At 40.8% G+C, this 20,021-nt stretch carries 27 protein-coding genes; 4 read left to right on the top strand and 23 right to left on the bottom strand.

Annotation, left to right across the window (positions count from 1 at the left end; translation table 11 throughout):
• Positions 1-12 precede the first annotated feature (12 nt).
• The 8 genes from K6J66_RS06400 to K6J66_RS06365 form a co-directional block, all read right to left on the bottom strand.
• Positions 13-2,418, bottom strand: a complete 2,406-nt coding sequence (locus K6J66_RS06400; protein ID WP_110442660.1) for a phage tail-collar fiber domain-containing protein — start codon at positions 2,416-2,418, stop codon at positions 13-15.
• An 8-nt stretch (positions 2,419-2,426) separates the two neighbouring features.
• Entirely contained in the window at positions 2,427-2,963 is a 537-nt protein-coding gene (locus K6J66_RS06395) for a phage tail protein I (protein WP_110442659.1), read from the bottom strand.
• The gene (locus K6J66_RS06390; protein ID WP_110442658.1) at positions 2,953-3,867 is read right to left on the bottom strand and encodes a baseplate assembly protein; all 915 of its coding nucleotides are present in this window, start codon (positions 3,865-3,867) and stop codon (positions 2,953-2,955) included. Before K6J66_RS06390 ends, K6J66_RS06395 begins: the two co-directional genes overlap by 11 nt.
• Positions 3,864-4,202, bottom strand: a complete 339-nt coding sequence (locus K6J66_RS06385; RefSeq protein WP_105875362.1) for a GPW/gp25 family protein — start codon at positions 4,200-4,202, stop codon at positions 3,864-3,866. Before K6J66_RS06385 ends, K6J66_RS06390 begins: the two co-directional genes overlap by 4 nt.
• A 1-nt stretch (position 4,203) precedes the next feature.
• Positions 4,204-4,803, bottom strand: a complete 600-nt coding sequence (locus K6J66_RS06380) for a phage baseplate assembly protein V (protein ID WP_110442657.1) — start codon at positions 4,801-4,803, stop codon at positions 4,204-4,206.
• Between the two features lie 100 nt (positions 4,804-4,903).
• Positions 4,904-5,356 (bottom strand): hypothetical protein, encoded by a 453-nt coding sequence (locus K6J66_RS06375; RefSeq protein ID WP_110442656.1) that lies wholly within the window; start codon positions 5,354-5,356, stop codon positions 4,904-4,906.
• Positions 5,334-5,501, bottom strand: a complete 168-nt coding sequence (locus K6J66_RS06370) for a hypothetical protein (RefSeq protein WP_181144384.1) — start codon at positions 5,499-5,501, stop codon at positions 5,334-5,336. Before K6J66_RS06370 ends, K6J66_RS06375 begins: the two co-directional genes overlap by 23 nt.
• Positions 5,502-5,577: 76 nt before the next feature.
• On the bottom strand, positions 5,578-8,436 hold the full coding sequence (locus K6J66_RS06365) for a phage tail tape measure protein (RefSeq protein WP_110442655.1): 2,859 nt from the start codon (positions 8,434-8,436) through the stop codon (positions 5,578-5,580).
• Positions 8,437-8,480: 44 nt separating this feature from the next.
• Between K6J66_RS06365 and K6J66_RS06360 the strand changes: the two genes are divergently transcribed.
• Entirely contained in the window at positions 8,481-8,819 is a 339-nt protein-coding gene (locus tag K6J66_RS06360) for a hypothetical protein (protein WP_146116898.1), read from the top strand.
• Positions 8,820-8,829: 10 nt separating this feature from the next.
• Here the strand turns inward: K6J66_RS06360 and K6J66_RS06355 are convergent, their stop codons facing one another.
• From K6J66_RS06355 to K6J66_RS06295, 13 genes are all read right to left on the bottom strand, one after another.
• Positions 8,830-9,300, bottom strand: a complete 471-nt coding sequence (locus K6J66_RS06355) for a phage virion morphogenesis protein (protein WP_105875359.1) — start codon at positions 9,298-9,300, stop codon at positions 8,830-8,832.
• A gap of 14 nt (positions 9,301-9,314) precedes the next feature.
• Positions 9,315-9,785 carry a phage tail protein gene (locus K6J66_RS06350; protein ID WP_110442654.1) on the bottom strand — a complete coding sequence of 157 codons (471 nt, stop codon included), beginning with the start codon at positions 9,783-9,785 and terminating at the stop codon, positions 9,315-9,317.
• A complete protein-coding gene (locus K6J66_RS06345) occupies positions 9,782-9,997 on the bottom strand; it encodes a TraR/DksA family transcriptional regulator (protein WP_005633796.1) in 216 nt (71 codons plus the stop codon). Before K6J66_RS06345 ends, K6J66_RS06350 begins: the two co-directional genes overlap by 4 nt.
• Complete coding sequence (gene lysC, locus K6J66_RS06340; RefSeq protein ID WP_105887896.1) at positions 9,994-10,257, bottom strand: Rz1-like lysis system protein LysC; 264 nt, start codon at positions 10,255-10,257, stop codon at positions 9,994-9,996. The genes K6J66_RS06345 and lysC overlap by 4 nt, the downstream gene beginning before the upstream one ends.
• Entirely contained in the window at positions 10,172-10,522 is a 351-nt protein-coding gene (locus tag K6J66_RS06335) for a chemotaxis protein (protein ID WP_110442653.1), read from the bottom strand. The genes lysC and K6J66_RS06335 overlap by 86 nt, the downstream gene beginning before the upstream one ends.
• Positions 10,507-11,025, bottom strand: coding sequence for a lysozyme (locus tag K6J66_RS06330; RefSeq protein WP_070828303.1), 519 nt, complete (start codon positions 11,023-11,025; stop codon positions 10,507-10,509). The genes K6J66_RS06335 and K6J66_RS06330 overlap by 16 nt, the downstream gene beginning before the upstream one ends.
• Positions 11,018-11,239 carry a phage holin gene (locus tag K6J66_RS06325; protein ID WP_105891216.1) on the bottom strand — a complete coding sequence of 74 codons (222 nt, stop codon included), beginning with the start codon at positions 11,237-11,239 and terminating at the stop codon, positions 11,018-11,020. The genes K6J66_RS06330 and K6J66_RS06325 overlap by 8 nt, the downstream gene beginning before the upstream one ends.
• Before the next feature lies 1 nt (position 11,240).
• The gene (locus K6J66_RS06320; RefSeq protein WP_021035391.1) at positions 11,241-11,450 is read right to left on the bottom strand and encodes a tail protein X; all 210 of its coding nucleotides are present in this window, start codon (positions 11,448-11,450) and stop codon (positions 11,241-11,243) included.
• Positions 11,450-11,956, bottom strand: a complete 507-nt coding sequence (locus tag K6J66_RS06315; RefSeq protein ID WP_110442652.1) for a head completion/stabilization protein — start codon at positions 11,954-11,956, stop codon at positions 11,450-11,452. The genes K6J66_RS06320 and K6J66_RS06315 overlap by 1 nt, the downstream gene beginning before the upstream one ends.
• A gap of 293 nt (positions 11,957-12,249) precedes the next feature.
• Positions 12,250-12,900 (bottom strand): phage terminase small subunit, encoded by a 651-nt coding sequence (locus K6J66_RS06310; protein ID WP_110442651.1) that lies wholly within the window; start codon positions 12,898-12,900, stop codon positions 12,250-12,252.
• An 11-nt stretch (positions 12,901-12,911) separates the two neighbouring features.
• Entirely contained in the window at positions 12,912-13,961 is a 1,050-nt protein-coding gene (locus K6J66_RS06305) for a phage major capsid protein, P2 family (protein ID WP_110442650.1), read from the bottom strand.
• Positions 13,962-13,982: 21 nt separating this feature from the next.
• Entirely contained in the window at positions 13,983-14,789 is an 807-nt protein-coding gene (locus K6J66_RS06300; protein WP_110442649.1) for a GPO family capsid scaffolding protein, read from the bottom strand.
• Between the two features lie 177 nt (positions 14,790-14,966).
• The gene (locus K6J66_RS06295; protein WP_110442648.1) at positions 14,967-15,599 is read right to left on the bottom strand and encodes a BRO family protein; all 633 of its coding nucleotides are present in this window, start codon (positions 15,597-15,599) and stop codon (positions 14,967-14,969) included.
• Between K6J66_RS06295 and K6J66_RS06290 the strand changes: the two genes are divergently transcribed.
• A complete protein-coding gene (locus tag K6J66_RS06290; RefSeq protein WP_005672190.1) occupies positions 15,593-15,772 on the top strand; it encodes a hypothetical protein in 180 nt (59 codons plus the stop codon). The two genes, K6J66_RS06295 and K6J66_RS06290, sit on opposite strands and share 7 nt — an antisense overlap.
• A gap of 91 nt (positions 15,773-15,863) precedes the next feature.
• On the opposite strand, the gene K6J66_RS06285 is transcribed toward K6J66_RS06290, so the two are convergent.
• The gene (locus K6J66_RS06285) at positions 15,864-16,292 is read right to left on the bottom strand and encodes a type II toxin-antitoxin system HicB family antitoxin (RefSeq protein ID WP_105899288.1); all 429 of its coding nucleotides are present in this window, start codon (positions 16,290-16,292) and stop codon (positions 15,864-15,866) included.
• A gap of 30 nt (positions 16,293-16,322) precedes the next feature.
• The gene (locus K6J66_RS06280) at positions 16,323-16,508 is read right to left on the bottom strand and encodes a type II toxin-antitoxin system HicA family toxin (protein WP_005643265.1); all 186 of its coding nucleotides are present in this window, start codon (positions 16,506-16,508) and stop codon (positions 16,323-16,325) included.
• Between the two features lie 68 nt (positions 16,509-16,576).
• Here K6J66_RS06280 and K6J66_RS06275 point away from each other — a divergent pair, with 68 nt between their 5' ends.
• On the top strand, positions 16,577-18,352 hold the full coding sequence (locus K6J66_RS06275) for a terminase large subunit domain-containing protein (RefSeq protein WP_110442647.1): 1,776 nt from the start codon (positions 16,577-16,579) through the stop codon (positions 18,350-18,352).
• 9 nt (positions 18,353-18,361) lie between these two features.
• Positions 18,362-19,372 (top strand): phage portal protein, encoded by a 1,011-nt coding sequence (locus K6J66_RS06270; protein WP_110442646.1) that lies wholly within the window; start codon positions 18,362-18,364, stop codon positions 19,370-19,372.
• The last annotated feature ends 649 nt before the right edge of the window (positions 19,373-20,021 follow it).

Raw genomic sequence — 20,021 nt, 5'->3', positions numbered from 1 at the left:
TCTCCACATCCATTAATAACCAATTGCCATATAGACAGCCTCTCCCCTTTGGATGTAGGCTTTAAAATTTGTTTTATTGTAGAAATATAGAGCAGCATCGTAAGAATACACATTCATTATTTGCCCTAGCGTTACTGCACAACACCGAACCGGAAAGGCTATAGGGAAATAAGTTACCACTTCATTTCTTACCCTACCCCATTGTAAAATCATTCCATTTGGCAATTTACACCACCCCGTTTCGGCTAGATTTTGAGTAAAACCTTGAGTAATGGATTGTGTAACGATTTCTCTTACTGACTGATTAAAATCGGTAATCTGGCTCACGGTATGGGTATGATTACGCTCTGCTTTATTTTGTAATCCTTGCGCTAATCGCCCTGCATCAAGCGCACCAGCATTAGTTACCTCGCCGTGGGATTTAATCCAAAAGACCACATCATCAAAACTATTAAGGGCTTTGATGCATAATTTGAGGATTAATGATTTAGGGCGAGTTTCATCGCCACCTGTTGCCATTTGAGAGGTGTCTTTTGGGGACACAAAACCATTATCGCCATCTGCATTGTCATAACCAAGGGTGCTCCACAAATCTGAAGACTGAGCAAATGTTGTATAGTCAAAATACGAATTATTCCGTCTTTGACTTGAGTGATCAAACCAAGAATCGTAGTCTATCGGTACTCTATGCACATGTCGTTTTAACTCATCTTCTTGCGTTTGTCCCACAGACAAGCTATTCCCCGCATTACGCAAAAATCTATCTGCTACTTTAGGCACGCGTTCAATGGAGCCATATTTACCAACTAAGTGACGATATAACTCGGGGTAACGTTGTTCGGTAACTTGGGTGGCAATCTCATCAAAGGCAATCCAGCCTGCTGGGATATTATCCACGGCAAAATAAGCCGTCATCCCCACATCGCTATGGGTTAAATCTGGGAGTTGGTTGTGGTTTCCCAAAGTGCGGTATAAATCGGGAAAGGTTTGTTGGCTGAATGTTGAACCATCAGCACGTAAAAAACCAACGGGATTAGTTACTGCGCGAGGGAATGACACCACAGCACCAATAGGCACGCCGTCGCCGCCTGCATCTTTCCATTCTGACCAATTTGAGCCATTAAAAAAGCGTGTTTTGATTTTGTTGTCATTCGCTTTACGTGCAATTTGACGCACCGCATTTGTTGCTCCACCGCTAACTACTTCAATATGCCATTCCCCATTTTCGGGTAGATTCTGACCACTTGCTAAGTAATAATTGCCATCGGTTTTATAGCCATTGGCATCGCCTTGCCCTTGTTCTACTTTAAAATTCCCAATACCATAGCCTGCAAGTGTATCAGGCTTGTCTTCAATATCCGTATTAAATTGCGGTTTTGCCCCCTCATGGTAGATTTTATTACGTTTGTAGGTTAAATCGCCGTTAGCGTGCATACGAAGCGTGCCAATCTCTCGGTTGCTCGATTTATATTCGAACCAGCAATCGCCATTGTTTGCCCCGATATTTAAATGGTCTCCATATGAAGCATAATGCGGGTTGTCTGAAATACGGATATTCCTTTTTGCCACAATACGATTTTCAAAGGTTTTCTCGCCGTTAATGCTTTCGTTACCATTTAAACCAACCTTTCCATCTGCGGTAGTTTTGGCTTCTACTGCTTTGTCATAGGAGGTTTTCACGGCTGCACTGGTTGCAACTGTGTCTGCACTATTGCTATTTACTGCAGAGGATTTTTTGCTGTTGTGGATGTAATTTTGCGAGACATTTAACTGTAATTGTGCAGTTTGTTGAGCAAGTTTTTTCCCTGCTTTTGCAGTGAGTGCAAGAGATTCACTTTCAAGCCCCGTGTCGTTGGTAAGTTGGACGATACCTTGTTGCGTGATGCTGGATTTAGCGATTTCGTGGGTATGACCACTTTCATCAAATCCATTTTGCGTTGTGGCAGTAATGGCTTTCGGTGTCATTTGTTGGCGAGTCACAAAAATCACACTGTTATCAATAGATAATGTCACTGCACTAGAGGATTCTACTTTTAAAATCATCCGTAGTACTTGGACTTTACCACTGCCACTATTTTCTGCAGGTTTAAAACTTTCAGGGCAGTTTGCGTAGGCAATGAGTTTGTTTTGTGCGTCAAATACGCCCATTTCTCTTATGTAAAAACCGCCGATATTTTCTGGAATGGTTAATTCAACGATGACTTGTTTATTATTGCGAGGATCCAGAGAAACTGCACTTACAGGTGCGATGTGCGTTTGATGCACAAGTGCTGTGGCACTTGCTGTTGGTGTAACCGCTTGTCCATTGCCATCGCCCACAGCAAATTGAGTAAGTTGTAATGGCTGCCCTTGGCTTAATGCCTGAGCAAAAGCCCGTGTTCCGTAGTCGGTTAAGATTGCAAAATATTGTGATGCCATAAATATTCCTATTGTGGATATACCGTGATGATTTCGCCCCATTGCTGACCAACAAAGGCACTAAGTGACCCTGTTGGGGAGAGGGCGATAGCGAGCTGATTGAGATGTCTTGAGACGGGTTTAACATCGTTAATAAGTCGCACGAGTTCGTTATAGGTTTGTTCATTTAAACCACTTTCAGACACTTCTACGGTTAAGCTAAATGTTCCTGGCGTGCCTTGTGGGTTGGTTTGAAACCATTCTTTCAGTTCAATAAGATAGCCTATTGGCTCAACCACACGTTTGACTGCGCCAATCGTGCCTTTGTGTTTGTGTACAAAATAAGATTGTTTAATTGCAATGCGTTTAACTTCTTCTGTCCAGTTTTCATCCCATTTATCCACCGAAAACGCCCAAGCTAAATAAGGCAGTAATTCAGTGGGACAACGTTCAGGATTGATTAAATCTGCAATAATAATAGGATTTTCTACCGCACTTTTTAGAATTTCAGCCGCACGTTTTTCTAATGGGGTTGAACCTATCGGCAGTAAATGCTTAGTAATCATCACTTGTCACGATCTCCAAATTAATTGCCGTGCAGTAGGCTGATTTTGAGCTTGGTAACACAATGTCGGCGGTAGGCGAGATAAGCTCTACTCGTTGTACCCCTTCTAAATGTAAGGCGGCATAAATACCCGATAGGCTAATGTCTCGCCCTAAACGGTGTTTTTCTTTGGTGTAAGCGGTCAATTTTTTTAATGCAGCCGCTTTGATTGGCTCGTATTCTGGGCCACGATATAGATGTAATTTGGCACGGATTTCGTAGGATTGGATCACCGCACTTTGGACAATAACGCGGTCGCCAATAGGGCGGATGTCATCATCGTTAAGTTTTGCTCGAACCACATTTAAAAGACTTTCCTCTGCCTCGCCTTGTCCATTGCGACTTAAAATTGTCACGGTAACATTAGCAGGCTGAGGGGAAACCACCGACACATCTGCAACATCAGGATGTGCAGAGAGTGCGTGGAAGATATAAGCAGAACGAGGTCCAGCCACAGAAAGCCCCTCAAAGGCTAATTGCGTACGCAATCTCAATGAGGTGTCATCTTCTAAAATTTCGGGGATTTTAGGCGTAACATTATTATTCGCCTCTTGAATGACTTGTCTTTTTACATTGTAATTGGCAGCAATCACATCTAAATCTGAACCGCTTGCATAGGCTAACATTGTGGCTTTTGCCGCATTGTTGATGCGGTGTCTTTCCATTAACTGTAAGTAAACCACTTCTTGTAATAATTTCGTGATAGGTTCACTTTCTAAACTTAATCGTGCTTGCCAAAATGCCCTTTCATCTTGTGGAAAAAGCGCGATAAATCCCGCTTTTCTGTCTGCGAGCAAACTTTCAAAATCTAAATCTTCTAGCACTTTTGGTGCATCTAGTTTTGATAAATCGACTAATTCGCTCATTGTTTATGTCCTAAAAATAGTTTTTCGTTGTGCATTTCTTGGTTATCTTTACGACTGCGTGCGACATAACTTGCCACAATGCCACCTTCAACCAACTCTGGTTTAAATTGTGTGATCTGTACACGTGGTTCCCAACGATTAATTGCGGTGACGGCGCAAGCTGCCAGTTGTAATAACAATGTGTGGCTAATTGGGCGGTCTATTAGCATTGGAATTAAACTGCCATATTCACGCCGCTGAATACGTGAGCCAACTGGTGTTAGCAAAATATCGGCAATAGATTGTTTAATGTGGTCGCTTTCGTTTTTTAATATTTCGCCAGTGTATCGGTTCATACTATGCCTTTGCGTTAGAGGTTCGTTGGCCATCGCCTTGTTCAACGTGAACGTGGTTTTGTAAACTAATCTCTCCGCCTTTAATATCGCCACTTGCGGTCACACTGCCTTGTGTGCTGATATTGCCTTTTGTGGTGCTTGTGCCTGTGGTTGATAAAGAACCGTCAATATTTACATCGCCTTTGATATTGATAGTGGGGCAGTCAATATCAATTTGATTAGCGGCAGTAATACTGGCTATTTTGATACCTGTTACAACCAATGCGCCACTTGCTTGGTTGTAGGTAATTTTGGCACCGTCAGCAAATTCAATGACGTGTTCGTCGGGCGATTGGCTTGGGCTGTTTTGTGTGTAAAGCCCGACTAATATGCAGGCAGTAGTAAATTCGCCACTAACTGATAACATCACACATTGTTCGCCCACCGTCGGCGGCGACCATGTTTTGGTTGTACCCGCTCGAAATGTAATAAATGGTAAAAACTCTGTCAGAATGTCACCGCTCTTTACACGAGCACGTGCGGTGGCGTGATTGACTTCAGCGATTACCCCAAAGCGGGTAATGTTATCTAGTTTTCGTTGTAATTCAGCAGACATAGGCATTCACAGTTAAAGAAAATGCCTTATTGTTGGCAATATTGTGTGGTGTGGCGAGTGGGGGCGAGTGTGGAATAATAGGTAACAAAAAAGGGCTTTCGCCCTTTTATTTTTTATTGCCTAATTGAATAAAATCATCAATACGTTTACGAATATCTTTCATTCGTTGTTGAATGAATTTTTCTTCTTTTGTCCCGAATAAGGTATCGTGATCAACCATAAAACGAACCGATACTGTGGTTTGCTCTGGGTTATCTTCATAATTAAATGTCAGCACCACAAGAGGATCGTTTTCTTCATAACTTAATCGAGCGTGATATAAACCAATATAATAAGGCGATGCGCCATAGACTAAACTGCTGTCTTTTGCACGTCCGAATAGACGGTCTTTATTTTCAACATACACTTCAACAAATTCTTGTTGCTGCCATAATGCGATTAATTCAGCGAGATTAGTCGAATGTTTATCAATATCTTGTTCTGTAAATCCCAATGCAAGACTGATTTGCGTAAAAAGATGATGGATTTCGACAAATTTAATATGTTTGCGTTCTAGCATTTAATTGTGTGGCTCTAAGTTGCGCTTTTAAAATGGTTTGAACATTTGCCTTAATTTCTTTGGCATTGTTACCCTTCACAGGTTCGCCTTTTATTGGCGATGTGCGGTCAATAATTTCACGAATAAAAGGTGCATTGTTGTTCATTGATACCCTCCTATTTTTCGCCGATCCTAGCACTTCTGTTTACAATAAACAACAAAAAAGGGCTTTCGCCCTTTGATTATGCTCTGTCCCACATTAAACTTCTTGCTCTTGCTTGGCGTTGGTTTTCGATGCGTTGTATTTCTTTTGCCACTTGTTGTGCAATGGCTCGTTCGTCCATATCTTGTGCGGCATGGATAGTGATATTTACGCTCATGGGCTGACTGGATTGCGTCATCATCGGACGAGCAGAAATGGGCGCACGAGTATCAACTTGCACAGGGGCGGCAGTTGCAACGCTGATACCTAAACCGCCCGCAATAAGCGCTCGTTTGCCGTAATTAAGGGCGTTGAGCGTATTTATGCCAAGTCGAGATGTGGCTTCTTTGGTCATCACGTATTCGCCGCCGTGGACAATGCCCATGGGTTCATATTTGCCACCATTGCCAGTGTAGCCGCCATTGGAAAAGCCTGTATTTGCTGCCATTTTAGCTGTTTCGCTGAGTTGCTCTGCATGTTTTTTGGGTATAAGTGTATTAGCGATACTACTGACACTCGGCATATGATCTATTACCCATTGAATGGCATTTTGTAATAGCTCCAAAGGTTTGAGAGCTAAATCTATACCTGCTGCTATCCATTCGCCAAATTTTTTACCTGCACTGGCTGCAGCATCTAAATCTTCTTTGGTGCTTTGTACCGGAGACAATAAATCAGTAAACCATTTCACCGCTTTTTCAATCCATCCAACGACCACACCAAATGCAGTACCTAGTGGTTGGAATTTTTCAAGGACAGGGGCGAGACCTGATTTTAAGCCCTCCCAAAATCCGCCGAAAAATGACCGCACTTTATCCCAATATCGATAAATCATCACACCTGCCGCGACAAATGTAGCAGCGAGTAAACCTATTGGAGAAAGGAGAAAACCTATGATTGACGTTAATCCCATAAAGAGCATTCTAATAGGTGCAAAAGCAATACGAAGTATTGTTTTTAGTCCATTTAGCCAAAATGAGAGGTGTCTCATCTTTTTAATGAGTTTAACAAAGACACTCGGCATTTTTTTCAATCCGCCATAAAACATGATAGTTCCAGTTTTAGCTGAATTGAGGGTGGTTTTATAAGAAAATAAATGTTTATTTGCCTTTAAACTTTCAACAGAGACTTTTTTTAATGATTGACTTAATAAATGATTAATGCCTGTAAAACGCCCGACACTTAATAAAATGCGTGCAACAGGATAAAACAGAAAACTAAATGCCATACTTAATGCCCCTAATGCTGTAATACCTCCTGCAATTGATACACTCCATTTAACAATTTGTCGAGTAAGTTCAGGATTCGCTTTTATCCATTCATTCACTTTTCGCACTATTTCGGTTACCGACTGTATTGCGCTTCGAATATCATCTGAAATAGTATCATAGATCGCAATGCCTACGGCTTCACGCGCAGACTCTAGATTTTTTATATCCCCCATTAAGTTATCCGACATAACTTGCGCGACTTGCTCTGCACGACCTGCGGAATTTTTTAATTTTTCCGTCATTTCTTGAATGCCGTGGACGCCCGCTTGTCCAACTAATTCAACCATAGCTGTCGCAGCTTCTGTACCGAAAATGTCCTTGTAATAAGCCATTTTGTCGCCAGATCCCATTTTGGCAGTTTTCTTTTCTACATCAACTAAAATGTCGGTAAGCGCACGCATATTGCCACGACTATCTTTTGCGGATACGCCTAATTTTTTCAATGCTTTTGCTGCCGCTTTAGGTGGAGCGGAAAGTCTGAGCATGGCAGAACGTAATGATGTCCCCGCTTGAGTGCCTTTTATCCCAACATTACCTAACAACCCTACCATTGCTGACATCGTTTCAAAATCTTGACCTGTTGCCGTGGCAATCGGACCTAAATATTTCATTGTGTCGCCTAAACCTTCTAAAGTCGTGTTGGAACCACTAAATGTTGCAGTAAGCACATCTGCTACACGCCCCATTTCGTCAGCGGAAATTTTAAAACCAGAAGAAATATCTGATGAAATATCTGAAACTCGCCCCATTTCGATGCCTGCGGCTTTTGTCATTGCTAAAATAGCAGGCATTGATTTTTCGATTTGGTCTGCATTGAATCCCGCCATTGCCAAATAACCTTGACCTTGTGCGACTTCTCCTGATGTAAAGGATGTTGTTGCACCGAGATGAATCCCTTGTTGGCGCAGCCGTGCAAGTTGTTCCGCTTGTTTTGGATCAGTTTTATTTAACCCAGTTAAAGCTTGCACCTTAGAAAAATCTTGTTCAAAATCTAATGCAGGTTTAAGCATTATACCAGTGAGCGCATTGCCTGCTGTTCCTGCGATCATGGCAGATTGCCCAAATCCCTTTAATTGCTCACTTTTCGTTTTTAAATTATCTACGCTATTTCGATAAGCTAGGTTTCTTGCTTGTCGCTGTTGCAGTTTTTTCATGGCTGCATTTTGTTTTTCAATGGCGGCTGTGGATTGACTAAGCTGTTGTTTCAGTTTTTCCTGACTTTCCTTAAATTTTGATGTGTTAAAGCCACCAAGTTTTAATTCTTGGCGGAGTTTATTTAATTGTTTACGCTGATTTTCTTGTGCTTGTGCCATTTTATGCGCTGCTTTATGTGCTTCTGTGACTTGGCGTTTAAGTGCGGCTGTCGGTGCGGCAGTATTGCGTAGTTGTTCGGCTAATTTTTTTGCTTTTTCTCGTGCTTCAACTAATTTCTGATTATTTTGCTGCAGTGAGTTTTGCAAATTTTTAAATGAATCAGCGGTTTTATTTTGTTGTTTTAGTTTATTGAGTTCATTGGTCGCACCTTTTACTTTAGATTGCAAATTATCCATTTGTTTTTGCACACCTTTTAAAGGGGCTGTGAGTTTATCAACTGCACCTAGAATTACTTTAAGCTCTAAATTTTTCATTTTTACCCACTTTTTCTTGACATTTTAGGAATGAGGAACAAATAATGAACAAACTTAACAGGGAGAGAACGATGGAAATTTTTGTTTTGCTCATTGGTTTGCCAATTATTGTTGGTTTACTTATTGCATTTGGTACTGCAGTATTAGCCGCATTTAGTTATATTTTTGTTGGTGCATTATCTTTAGCGATTAATTTCTGGTATATCACGTTAGCAGTAATGCTTGTTTTGCTTGCACCTCTTATTTATTTAAATAGTTGGTTATTTTGGATTTTGGCTGCAATCGTTATTTTCTTTACTATTGCTTGGTTTTTTGGTGGCGATACCGAACAAATCAAAGCAGAAATTGAACGTAAACGTATTGCTAAAGAGCATAAATTGTAAATTAACCCAATTAAAATTCTTTACCCGCTATAGCTCTAAGCACAAATCTTTCAATCATTTCAATATCTTCTTCTGTAAAGCCCAGCAATTCACGCTGGGCATATTGCACTTTGAAATCTTTATTTTTAGATGGGCTAGCACTTAACCCGTATTGATGCACTGCAGCAATCGCAGCATCTCCACCATAAAAACCGAGTGAAATTCCTTTTTCTTGGTAACGTAATTTCATGTGAGCTGGCGTGACCAATTTTCTAAACATTAATTGGCGTTTAATTCGCCCTTTCTTTTTGCCAAATTGTTTTCTTAGTTTACGAGGCTCAAATAGTGTTCCATCTGGGTTTTGCTGTGCTTTAATTCTTCTACGCTGATTTCTTGCTAATTCCCGCCCGATTTGTTGATAGAGTAACCGTCTCCGTGGTTTACTGATATTTTTTAATAAATCTGTAAATGCGAGTTTTACTTGTTCAATTCCATCGCTCATTTTTATTTTTCACTTTAAAAAATTAAATTTTCATCTGTAATTTCGCCTAAATAGACACTTATCTTCCCTAATCTTTCCCATTCCTGTGCGGTTGGTTCTTTTGCGTAATGAATTTGTACGTTATTACCCTCTTTTTTAGAAATGACACGTTCAGTGAGTTGGATTTCGAAGCTAATATCTGCGGTGTGGTTATTGTTGTAATCCACCTGGAATTTAAATGCGTTCTCTCGAATTTGTGGATTTTCTAATATTTCAGGTTGATTTGTGCGCAGATAAGCCATCATTGGCACAATCAAGGTGGCAATATCGCCTGCATAATCAGTTACCACGACATTGAGTGTGTAACGATATTCAAAACTAAATGATGCTGCACCCGTTGCGACGATTTGTCCACCGTCCACATAGAGTTGTAGATGGTCGGGATTTTTTACAAAATCGGGGTGACTTTGTTCAAGGATTTTGCGCAGTTGGTTTGGTTTTTTCATTTGCGAAAATTCCGTTGTTGCATTTCAAATCTTTGTTGGCAAGTCACGCAACGTGTTACGCCTTGAATCATTTGTCTGCGCTTTTCTGGGATGGGTGCATCGCAATCTTCACAATAAAGGCGACTTACTGCTTTAAAAGTGCGGTGTTTTTTCAGGGCGATTTCACGTTGCATTTCTTCAAGCTGCTGTGCTCGGTCGAATTGATCTGTCATGGCTGTTCCTTTTTATTAAATTCATCCATGCATTTTTTTAAACTTGAGTTCTCGATAATGCACAAATCAAGGTGGTGCTGTGTCTGTAAATAGGCTTCGGCTAATTCGCCATTGGTGCGAATTTGTGGCGAATAGGCACTGCATTCTGTGGTTTGCGGACAAAGAATCGGCGATTTAATGATTTCCTGCTGAGTTGAACAGGCGTTTAACATCATCAGGCAAAGGGCTATCAGCCCAATCTTGATTTGATTTAAGTACATTTTTTAAATCCTGTGTTTGTTGATTTTGCTTTTCTTTGAGGTTGTTTACGGCTTGGATTAGCTGTGCTTGCTGTTCGGCAAAATTGTGAACGCTATGATTTAACTCAATGTAAGAATTTTGCCATTTCAGTTTTAGCTGTTCTTCTTTGAGCATTTCTTTTCGCCAATAATTCGCCTCAAATCCCAGAAACATAATCAAAAGTACAAGCAATATTGGCCCGATAAGTAAAATGCTTCTTTCTTTCGCGGTTAAGAAATTAAACATAGGGCTTTCTCCTTTTGTCGGCGTTCAATCAATCCTTTTAATGGTTTTCCTGCGGCATAAATCCAACGCTCAAACTGACCGCACATAGCTTTGCTGTAGCCTTGGCGTGCCATTTTAAAAAGTGAGCTATTTTTTAATTTGCCGCATCCAACATTAAATGTAATGGAGACTAAGGCATCAAATGCACCTTGTGGCATGGTTTGCCCGTTGGCGTATTGATTAACGCATTTTTCTGATTGTTTAATGCCTTTTACGTATAACTCTGCGATTTCTTGTAAGCTGTAAATTTTATTGCGGTCAATTTTTTCAATAGCATCGGTTATGCCTATGCCGACTGTTAAAACATCAGCAGGGCATTGATAAGGCTTTTTCATACAACCTTCTGCATTACCAATCAGTAACAAGCCTTTTTCCGAGGTTCGAATGTCATTTCCATAAGTGGCAATCACCAGTCCAACAACAGCGGATATGGCACAGATGTATTTGGCAGAACGTTTAATCATGATAATGGCTCCGTTGTTTAAGTTCTTTTTCTTTTAATTCAAAGTCTTTTTTCTTGTAATACCAATTCACAAGAAAGGTGGCGACACCTATCACAATACCTGTAATCGATGCGACATCAGCCCAATTTACATTTGAGAACATATCGGCAATGCGTCCAATTAAGAAAGCGAATATTCCTGATGTGTAAGACGCTCTTGATGGTGTGTCGTGCATATCAGCTCCAAAGTTGAATTGTGTCATTTGCCACACTGATTTTTTCTGTATCGGCTTCTGGCAAATTGACTACCGTACCAATGGGAATAATGGGCTTATCCATTAAATGTGGATTGAGTTCGCAGGTTATTTCGAGTAAGCCTTCACTTCGTCCAAAATGGCGATAAAGAATGGCGTCTAAATTGTCATTTTGTTGTGCGTAAACTTGCATTAGATTAACTCCGCATCGACGCGTTTTCTGCCCAATATGTCGCTAATCGCAAAGCGAGCATCACGGCGTAATTCATCAATGCTGTCTTTGAGTTGCGCCATTTTCTTTTCGCCATCGTTAGTGCTGTCATAGCTTGCATAGCGTTCATAAAGGTTTGCTAGTGCCAAGCAACTTACTGCACGTTTATAGCGATAAATCAGCACGCTTTCGCCATTGATGGAGGGGGCTGTGATCTGTTCTAAACTGTCGCGTTTGCTTTGTGTTTTAAACGTGGAGAGTTCTGCATTGACGCTTGCCATTCCTTCAATTAAGGCATCTTGTAAACGTTGTGTAGTAATGGTGCCGTCTGCACGGTATTGATTACGAAATTGAGAAGGTGACATATCGGGGAAGAAACTATCATTACTGATAATGTCATCTAAGGTATCGTAATCATTTAACTGTTGCTGTACTTCGCCCATTTCATAATCGGGGGCAAGTTTGACTGATATTGCGCCGTCGCTCATTGATTTACCCTTATAAAAAAAGTCGGGTGAGGATTAAATTAAGCACGGCCAATAAATCCGTCAGAATTTGACCGCACTTTTAATCCGCCCGACGGCTGCGTGGTTTGCTCGGTTTATATTCTTTCTTGCTTGTGCAAGAAAGAACCAAAGAACACACCCCGATTAAATCGCTTTTCTGCCCTTTGTTGTCATTTTCTTAACGGAAAATTTTTAACTCGCTACGCTCAAACAGGAAAAATTTTCCTAAAAATGCCAAGTCGGTCAGGCGATTTAGACGGGGCATTAAAACAACATCAATATTCAGTTGTTGATAATTGTTTTTTTAGTTTCTTGATGTCGCCTTTCACGCCAATTTTCTGATCTAAACCCAAAGCACGTTCTAAATATGCCAGTGCTTGTTCAGGGTGCTTTTCAACCAATAACAAGCCCAATTCACGTAATAATCGCGCACGGCTTTCATCAGGCATGTCGCAATCGGCAGTAATGCGTTGGATTTGCGCTAAGTAAGATTCGTCGAACGGTTTATTAGCTGCTCTTGCGGTTTTGGCTTGGTCGGAAAATTCTTCTGCTAACAAGGTGCCAAGCGTTCGGGTAAATGGCTCGGGCAAGCGTAAATCATGAAATACGGCATAATCGGCAATCTGTAAGGCGAGATGATATTCGCCACAGTCAATTGCCCACACGCACCATGTCATCAAGACATTATCTTGTTTACCACTTCCGACCGATAACGCCCCTTCAATCCATGGGAGATAGTCAGGCAAAATTTGCTTTTTAAATGCGGCTTTGCGTTCCGTCGATTGGATGTTTTTCAAATCCTTTCGATGGCGAGCAAGAATACGGCACATTTTGTCATATTCCGTAAAGTCGCTTAGATCTTCGGTTTCTGCCGCATTAGCAATCGCGGCAGAAACTTCCAGAAAATGGCGTTTAGTTGGGCGCATAATTGATTCCGTTATGCTGCCACAGACGAAATAGGCGTAGGTGCCTCAAGAATGCTGATATTTTTCGCCATCGCGACTGCCTCGTAGTTTTCCACAACATAGGCTTCATTTGACGATAAATAATCTTCCACACGATTGCGTTCTGGCACATCTTTTAAGTGACGACGCACTTTGCCTTCCTGCACGTAGATTGACAAGTTGTCGAGCGATGTGACTAACACTGTGCCTTTCGGGAAGAATGGAACAGATACGGCTTGTAACCCGCCCACACGTTTTTGGCTAATGACGGTATCGCCTGCCAAAATTTCGCTTGGTTTTTCTTGGTTAATTAATGGGAAATATTTATCGGCTAATAAGTCACTACCCATGATTGCAACCAATTTTGTGTCGTCACGGTATTGTGCTGGAATGAAATCTTCTTTTAATGCAAAGACAAGGGCATCAAGGTTTTTATAGGTTTTACCTGCACCAATTTCAATTTTGCCACTGCTTTTTTCAATTTCTTTTAACACACGGGCTTTGGCTTTATCTTCGATTTGGACTAACCAACCCTTATTCACATCTTGCAATAATGGATGTTCTGTGCGGTTTGTGGTTGCGGCTACACTTGTGCCATTCCAACCAATCATGATACGGTCTAATGCAATGCGTTCGGCTTTGAGTTTGCCCACACGTGCGGCGAAATCAGGGAATTTAGCCCAACTATCTAAGGTCGCATAATTTAAATGCGTGTCAAAGTTGGTTTGTTCGCAAGAATATAAGTTTTCTTGCAAGCTGTGAATGTCTGTAGTTTCACGTGCTTTGGTGTTGGTGTCAGTACGGCTTGCCACAGGAGAAAGCACGCCTAAACGTAATGCGGAACCTTTCATTTCTTGCACCATCACGACATTGATGCGTTTTAAGAAACCAGAACTTTCAAGCACGGCATTTTCTAATTTTTGTTGAATAGTTGGCTCAACGGTAAACTGACCGCCATTCGCAACGAATGCCACATCTTCGCCGTTATCTTGTGCAACACCAGAAAGGTAAGCATTAAATTTTTGTTTGGTAAATTTATTCATTTGGTTTTTTCCTACGATAAATTAAAAGAAGCGGCCATCAGTTTCAGGTTGTTCACCGTAAACTAAAGGGCGAGGATTTTCGGGTTCAACCGGCTTTTTGAGTTCTGCAAAAGTTGCTTGGATTTCTGCATTACCTGCTTTCATTTCTTCGATTTCGGCTTGTTGTTTGGCTAAATCGGCAGAAAGTGCGGTTAATTTTTCTAAGGTTTCTTTGGTTTGCTCGGCTAAAAGCTCAATGGCTTGTGTTTGATCAGAAAAGCGTTCATCGTCTGATTTTTCTTTTTTCGCAAACAAGCCTTTGATTTTTTCAAAGATGCTTTGTGTTTCTTCCACAAATTCCAATTCAGTTTCAATAGCGGCTGTGAAAATGTTGTCTGCTTTTAACTTGCGAGCATTTAAGCCATTGTGCGAGAAACTCAACATTTCTGTGCCTAAACTTGCTGGGTTGTCGGTAACGGCTAAACCGACTAAATAGGCTTTGCCCGTGTCGGCAAAATTGGTGTCAATTTCTACGGAGGTGTAAACTTTTTGCCCTTCTTTGTTTAAGGCAATAAGCGCATCAGTTGGCTGTAATTGAGCTAAAAGTTGTAATTTGCCGTCTTCACGTTCTTCTGTTTTTACAGCTAACACATCGCCAAAACAATGTGAGTTCGCCATTTCTGGCAGATAAACTGAAAATTTGATGTGATCTAAATTGATTCGTGCGCCGTAGGTATTTTTCGGGTCATAGCTTTCTGCCATTTCTGAAATCCAGTTGCGCTGAATAGTGCGTCCGTCTGTGGTTGCGCCTTCTGTCGCCACAACCACCCATTTAGATTTTTTTGCCATTGGCTTTCTATCCTTTCGATGAGTTGAATCATTGCACTCATTCTGAAAGAGTTTTCAAGGCGTTGCCACGGCTTGCCGTTGTTGTCTTCCCTTTCACAAAACGCCCCAAAAGACGACCGCACTTTGAATTTCTATGATGACAGGCAAGAAAAAACCGCACCTAAGTGCGGTTGAGAATTAGCAAATTTCGTTATTGAGATAGCGTGTGAGATGACGCCATTTTTCAGGGTTATCTGATTGGAGTTTATCTAGCAGTTTTTTAATTAGCGGTTTGGCGATTTTATGAACTCGTTTGTATTCAGTGACGTTACCATATACTTGCGGAGCAAAAGGAGAATTTAATAATGCCAACGGCTTATACAGATTTTCCAATAAGAAACGCATTCTTTCGTGGGAAAACAATAACCATACTAGGTTGTCAATATCTTGTTGGGAAAAAGATTGCGCATAAGTGGGTTCTGGCATAGGCAAGGCAGGTTGGCTTATTTCATATTTTCCTGTTTTGCGGATTTGCGGGAGGACTTCTTCAAAGATCCAGTTTTGAAACTCTATCGCTTCGGCTTTGTTGGAGCGGAAAATAATGCGGTAAAGGTTCGGTTCGTTGATGAAAGTTAGTTCTTGGTTTCCGCTTGAGGTAGGGATTACATTTCTTGTAACCCCCTCAAAATTTAATCTGAAACGTTCTGGGCTGGCTACTTTGATCGCAAGAGCATCGCAAACATCTTTCAATGCAAAGAAAGGTTCATTGTTGATTACTTCGATACGGATAGAGTTAGATTTGAAATTGAAGGTGGAGATTTGAGTTGTCATTTGTTGTTCCTTTTGATGGAAATCCCGAAAATCGGGCGGTCGAGAGCTCAAAACTTGCAACAAATCAAGCGGAGTTATTCCCTTGCGGTATTGTATTCCTCGCACTCTCGACCATTGATAAAAAATTGTTGTTTTTGACCGCACTTTTTGCGGGTACAAAAAAATCACGCTGACGGGGTGAATGACCGTTTGTTGTTAGGGCTTTTGAGACCCTGTAAGCAGTATCCTACGCTTGAGAGCGGGGCTTGTCAAGCGTAGGGGAAATTATTGCCGTAGCTCTTTTTGTGAAGCAACTGCTAAAAAATGGCTGCGGTCTTTGTAAATGGGGTTGCTTGCAACACGGCTATCAATACGTTTGATAAGGTATTCAGGCAAGCTGATATTAATACGGTGGCGTTTGCCTTGATATGCGGAAATATCTACATCAAGCAACAACCAAGTATCGCAATAGTTGAAATCTTCTTGCGTTTGGTAGTGACGATAGCCTTTGTCTTGAAGTTCGTTGATATCTAAGCCGTCTTCAAACATCATTTCTAAGATGGAATGAATGGCATCAGTTACCTGCGTTGGGATTTCTTCAAGGGTATCAGCGGCACTAAAGCAGGAATATTCTTCAGTAAATAATGCTGGCACAGTGATGCCGTAGGCTTCATTTTCGTTTGTTGGGGTTTCAATGCCAATAGTGAATAACATAGTCGCTCCTTGTGGGTTAGCTCGGCAGAGCTATAGAAGCCCTGCCGATTTTTTAATGGATCTTAATGTGCCGATGGGTACGTGTTGTTTTGGGTGTGGTACGGGGAACGTCTTCCCTGTGATGGGCGATTGCCAGATTTGATGATCGCCTTTACCGTGCCTGACAAAAGTACAACCTGCACTTTTAAGTTCCTTGATTAAGTCGCTGGATCGCATGCTTCCTCCTTATCGTCTTAATCACGATAAATTATACACAAGTATACACACAATACAAGATTTTTATAGTGGAAGAATTAAATAATATCTCATCAGAAACTACAGCTGACACTAAACGTCAGGCGCAAGTAATGTATTTTAGCGGCTATAAAATCGCTGAAATATCTCGCCAGTTAAATATTCCTGCATCAACGATTGCCAGTTGGAAAGACAGAGAAAAGTGGGACGATATTGCGCCTGTCGGTCGGGTTGAATTAGCACTTGAGACAAGATTAAATTTGCTGATTGCGAAAGAAGAAAAGAGCGGTTCAGATTACAAAGAAATTGATTTACTTGGTCGCCAAATGGAACGGATGGCGAGAGTGAAAAAATATTCTTTTGGCGATGGCAATGAAGTAGATTTAAATCCGAAACTGGCGAACCGCAACAAGGGCGAACGCAAGAAAGCCGAACCTAATGCTATTAGCCAAGCGCAAGAAGAATTGCTGATTAATGGCTTTCTTGATGGGATGTTTAATTATCAACGCATTTGGCACAAGGCGAAAGAACACCGAATCAGAAATATTTTGAAAAGCCGACAAATCGGGGCGACTTACTATTTCGCCCACGAAGCCTTTGTTGATGCTTTGACGACGGGGCACAATCAAATTTTCTTATCTGCCAGTAAAAAACAAGCCTTACAGTTTCGCTCGTACATTGTGAATTATGCCAAACAGACGGCAGATGTAGATTTAAAAGGCGAAACCATCAAACTTCCAAATGGGGCTGAATTGATTTTCCTTGGCACGAACTCCGCCACGGCTCAATCCTACCACGGCAATTTATATTTTGATGAAGTGTTTTGGGTGCCTAAATTTGATGTGATGCGAAAAGTGGCATCAGGTATGGCAGCACAAAAAATGTATCGTCAAACCTATTTTTCAACGCCGACCACAATTGCACACCCTGCTTATGCGTTCTTTTCAGGCAAGGCGTTTAATCGCAATCGTGCGAAATCAGAAAAAATCGAAATCGATATTTCTCACGAAAACTTAAAGAGCGGAAAACTTTGTGCCGACCGTCAATGGAAACAGATTGTGAGTATTTATGATGCAATGGAAGGTGGGTGCAATCTATTCAACATTGACGACCTAATCGCAGAAAACAGCAAAGAAGAATTTGAACAGTTGTTTTTGTGTCAATTTGCCGATGATAACAGTTCGGCATTTAAATTTGCTGACTTGCAACTTTGCCAAGTGGATAGCTTGGAAGAATGGCACGATTATAAGCCATTTTATCAACGTCCATTCGGCAATCGTGAAGTGTGGTTAGGTTATGACCCTGCGTTTACTGGCGACCGTGCAGCATTAGTGATTGTTGCACCGCCGAAAGTGGAAGGGGGCGATTATCGAGTTTTACATAAACAAACTTTTCACGGTATGGATTACGAAACACAAGCAAGCCGCATTAAGCAGTTTTGTGATGATTACAATGTGACTCGCATCGTGATTGATAAAACGGGTATGGGATCGGGCGTTTATCAGGAAGTGAGAAAATTTTATCCAATGGCACAGGGTCTAGAGTATAACGCCGATCTTAAAAATGAAATGGTGTTAAAAACACAAAATTTAATTCAGAAACGTCGCCTGAAATTTGATAGTGGAGACAATGACATCGTGAGTAGTTTTATGACCGTGAAAAAACGCATTACTGGCACAGGGAAAATTACTTATGTTTCGGATCGTTCGGAAGATGCAAGCCACGGCGATTTATCATGGGCGATTATGAACTGCATTTTAAATGTGCCTTATGGTTTCGGCGGCGATGTATCAAGCAACAAATCAACAATATTTACCTTTGAATAGGATAATCCAATGAGCAAAAACACAAAAAAAACCACCGCACTTTCTACTGGAAATCAAGCACAGGCATTCAGCTTTGGGGAGCCAATTCCAGTGATTGACCGTGCAGAAATACTGAATTATTTCGAAAGCGTGGTGATGTATGAAAAATATTACAATCCGCCAATTAATTTAAGTTACTTGGCTAAAGCCTTAAATGCCTCAGCCCATCATAACAGTGCGATCACTGTGAAGAAAAACATTTTACTTTCAACGTGCAAAACAACCGCACTTTTACCTCGGACCCAATTAGAAAAACTGGTGCAAGATTACTTGGTCTTTGGCAATGCTTATGTTGAGAAAACTGTAAATTCGTTTGGTAAGGTTGTCTCGTTAAAATCCCCTCTTGCTAAATATATGCGTGTCGGTGTTGAAGCTGGCGTGTTTTATCAGATTGTGAATGGATTTGATGAATATGAATTTAAAAAAGGTGCTGTCTTTAACTTGATTAATCCTGATGTGAATCAAGAGATTTATGGCGTGCCAGAATATTTGGCAGCGTTACAATCTGCTTTTTTAAATGAAAGTGCCACATTGTTCCGCCGTAAATATTATTTGAACGGTGCGCATGCTGGGTCAATCATTTATATGACTGACCCAACACAGAACCAAGACGATATTGAAGCAATCAAAACGCAAATCAGACAAACAAAAGGCACTGGCAACTTTAAAAATTTGTTTGTGTATATCCCAAATGGGAAGAAAGATGGAATGCAAGTTATTCCATTGTCAGATGCTATTGCCAAAGATGACTTCCTAAATATTAAGAACGCAAGCCGTGATGATGTGTTAGCAGCGCACCGTGTGCCACCTCAATTAATGGGGATTGTGCCGAATAATACAGGCGGCTTTGGTGACGTTGAAAAGGCAACGCGAGTGTTTTTTATCAATGAGATAATCCCATTGCAAGAACGATTGAAAGAGATTAATAGTTGGGTGGGAGAAGAAGTGATCACGTTCTCCGATTACAAATTGCTAAATTAGATCCTTTCAAAAATAAACAGCCCGCAGAAATGCGGGTTTTTTATTGCTAAAAGAGCTGTTTTTGTCCTATATAGTATTAGTACAGCCCCAGTGTATTATATCAAATCAATCAATATGACAAATCTTAAATCCTTATTTCAGCCCGATTTTTCGCCTCATTGTACGCATGAAAAATCGCAGTCAAACCTCGCCACGCCCGCACACTAAAGATGTCGATTTCAACGCAATTTTAGATCCTTTCCGAACCCTTTTCAGATCTACCGCCATTCAGATCCTTATTATCAAATTCTTTAACGCAAAATTACTCAAGTAAATGCAAGTTTTGATGATACAATCGCCGTCCCTAAAAGAGAAAATATTATCTGAATTAGCGTCTTGTTTTTTATGGTAGTAAGCATAGTAGTAAAGCTGATTTACTTATAAAATATCTTTATTAAAAACAAGTTGATATATATCTAGATCGGTTTCCCCCAGCTCCACCACAAAATAAACCTATCAAGTCCTATGAAAGACTTTAAAGCCTTGAAAATAATGACTTCAAGGCTTTTTTTATATCCTAAGCGTTCCTATCCAATCCTATAAAATCCTTGAATTTTAGTTATACGTTTAGTTATACTGACAGCCGTATAACAAAATAGGTATAACTAAA

It is taken from the genome of Haemophilus influenzae (genome assembly GCF_019703545.1).
In the GTDB taxonomy this organism is placed as follows: Bacteria; Pseudomonadota; Gammaproteobacteria; order Enterobacterales; family Pasteurellaceae; genus Haemophilus; species Haemophilus influenzae_E.
This window is presented reverse-complemented; position numbering and strand designations above follow the sequence as displayed.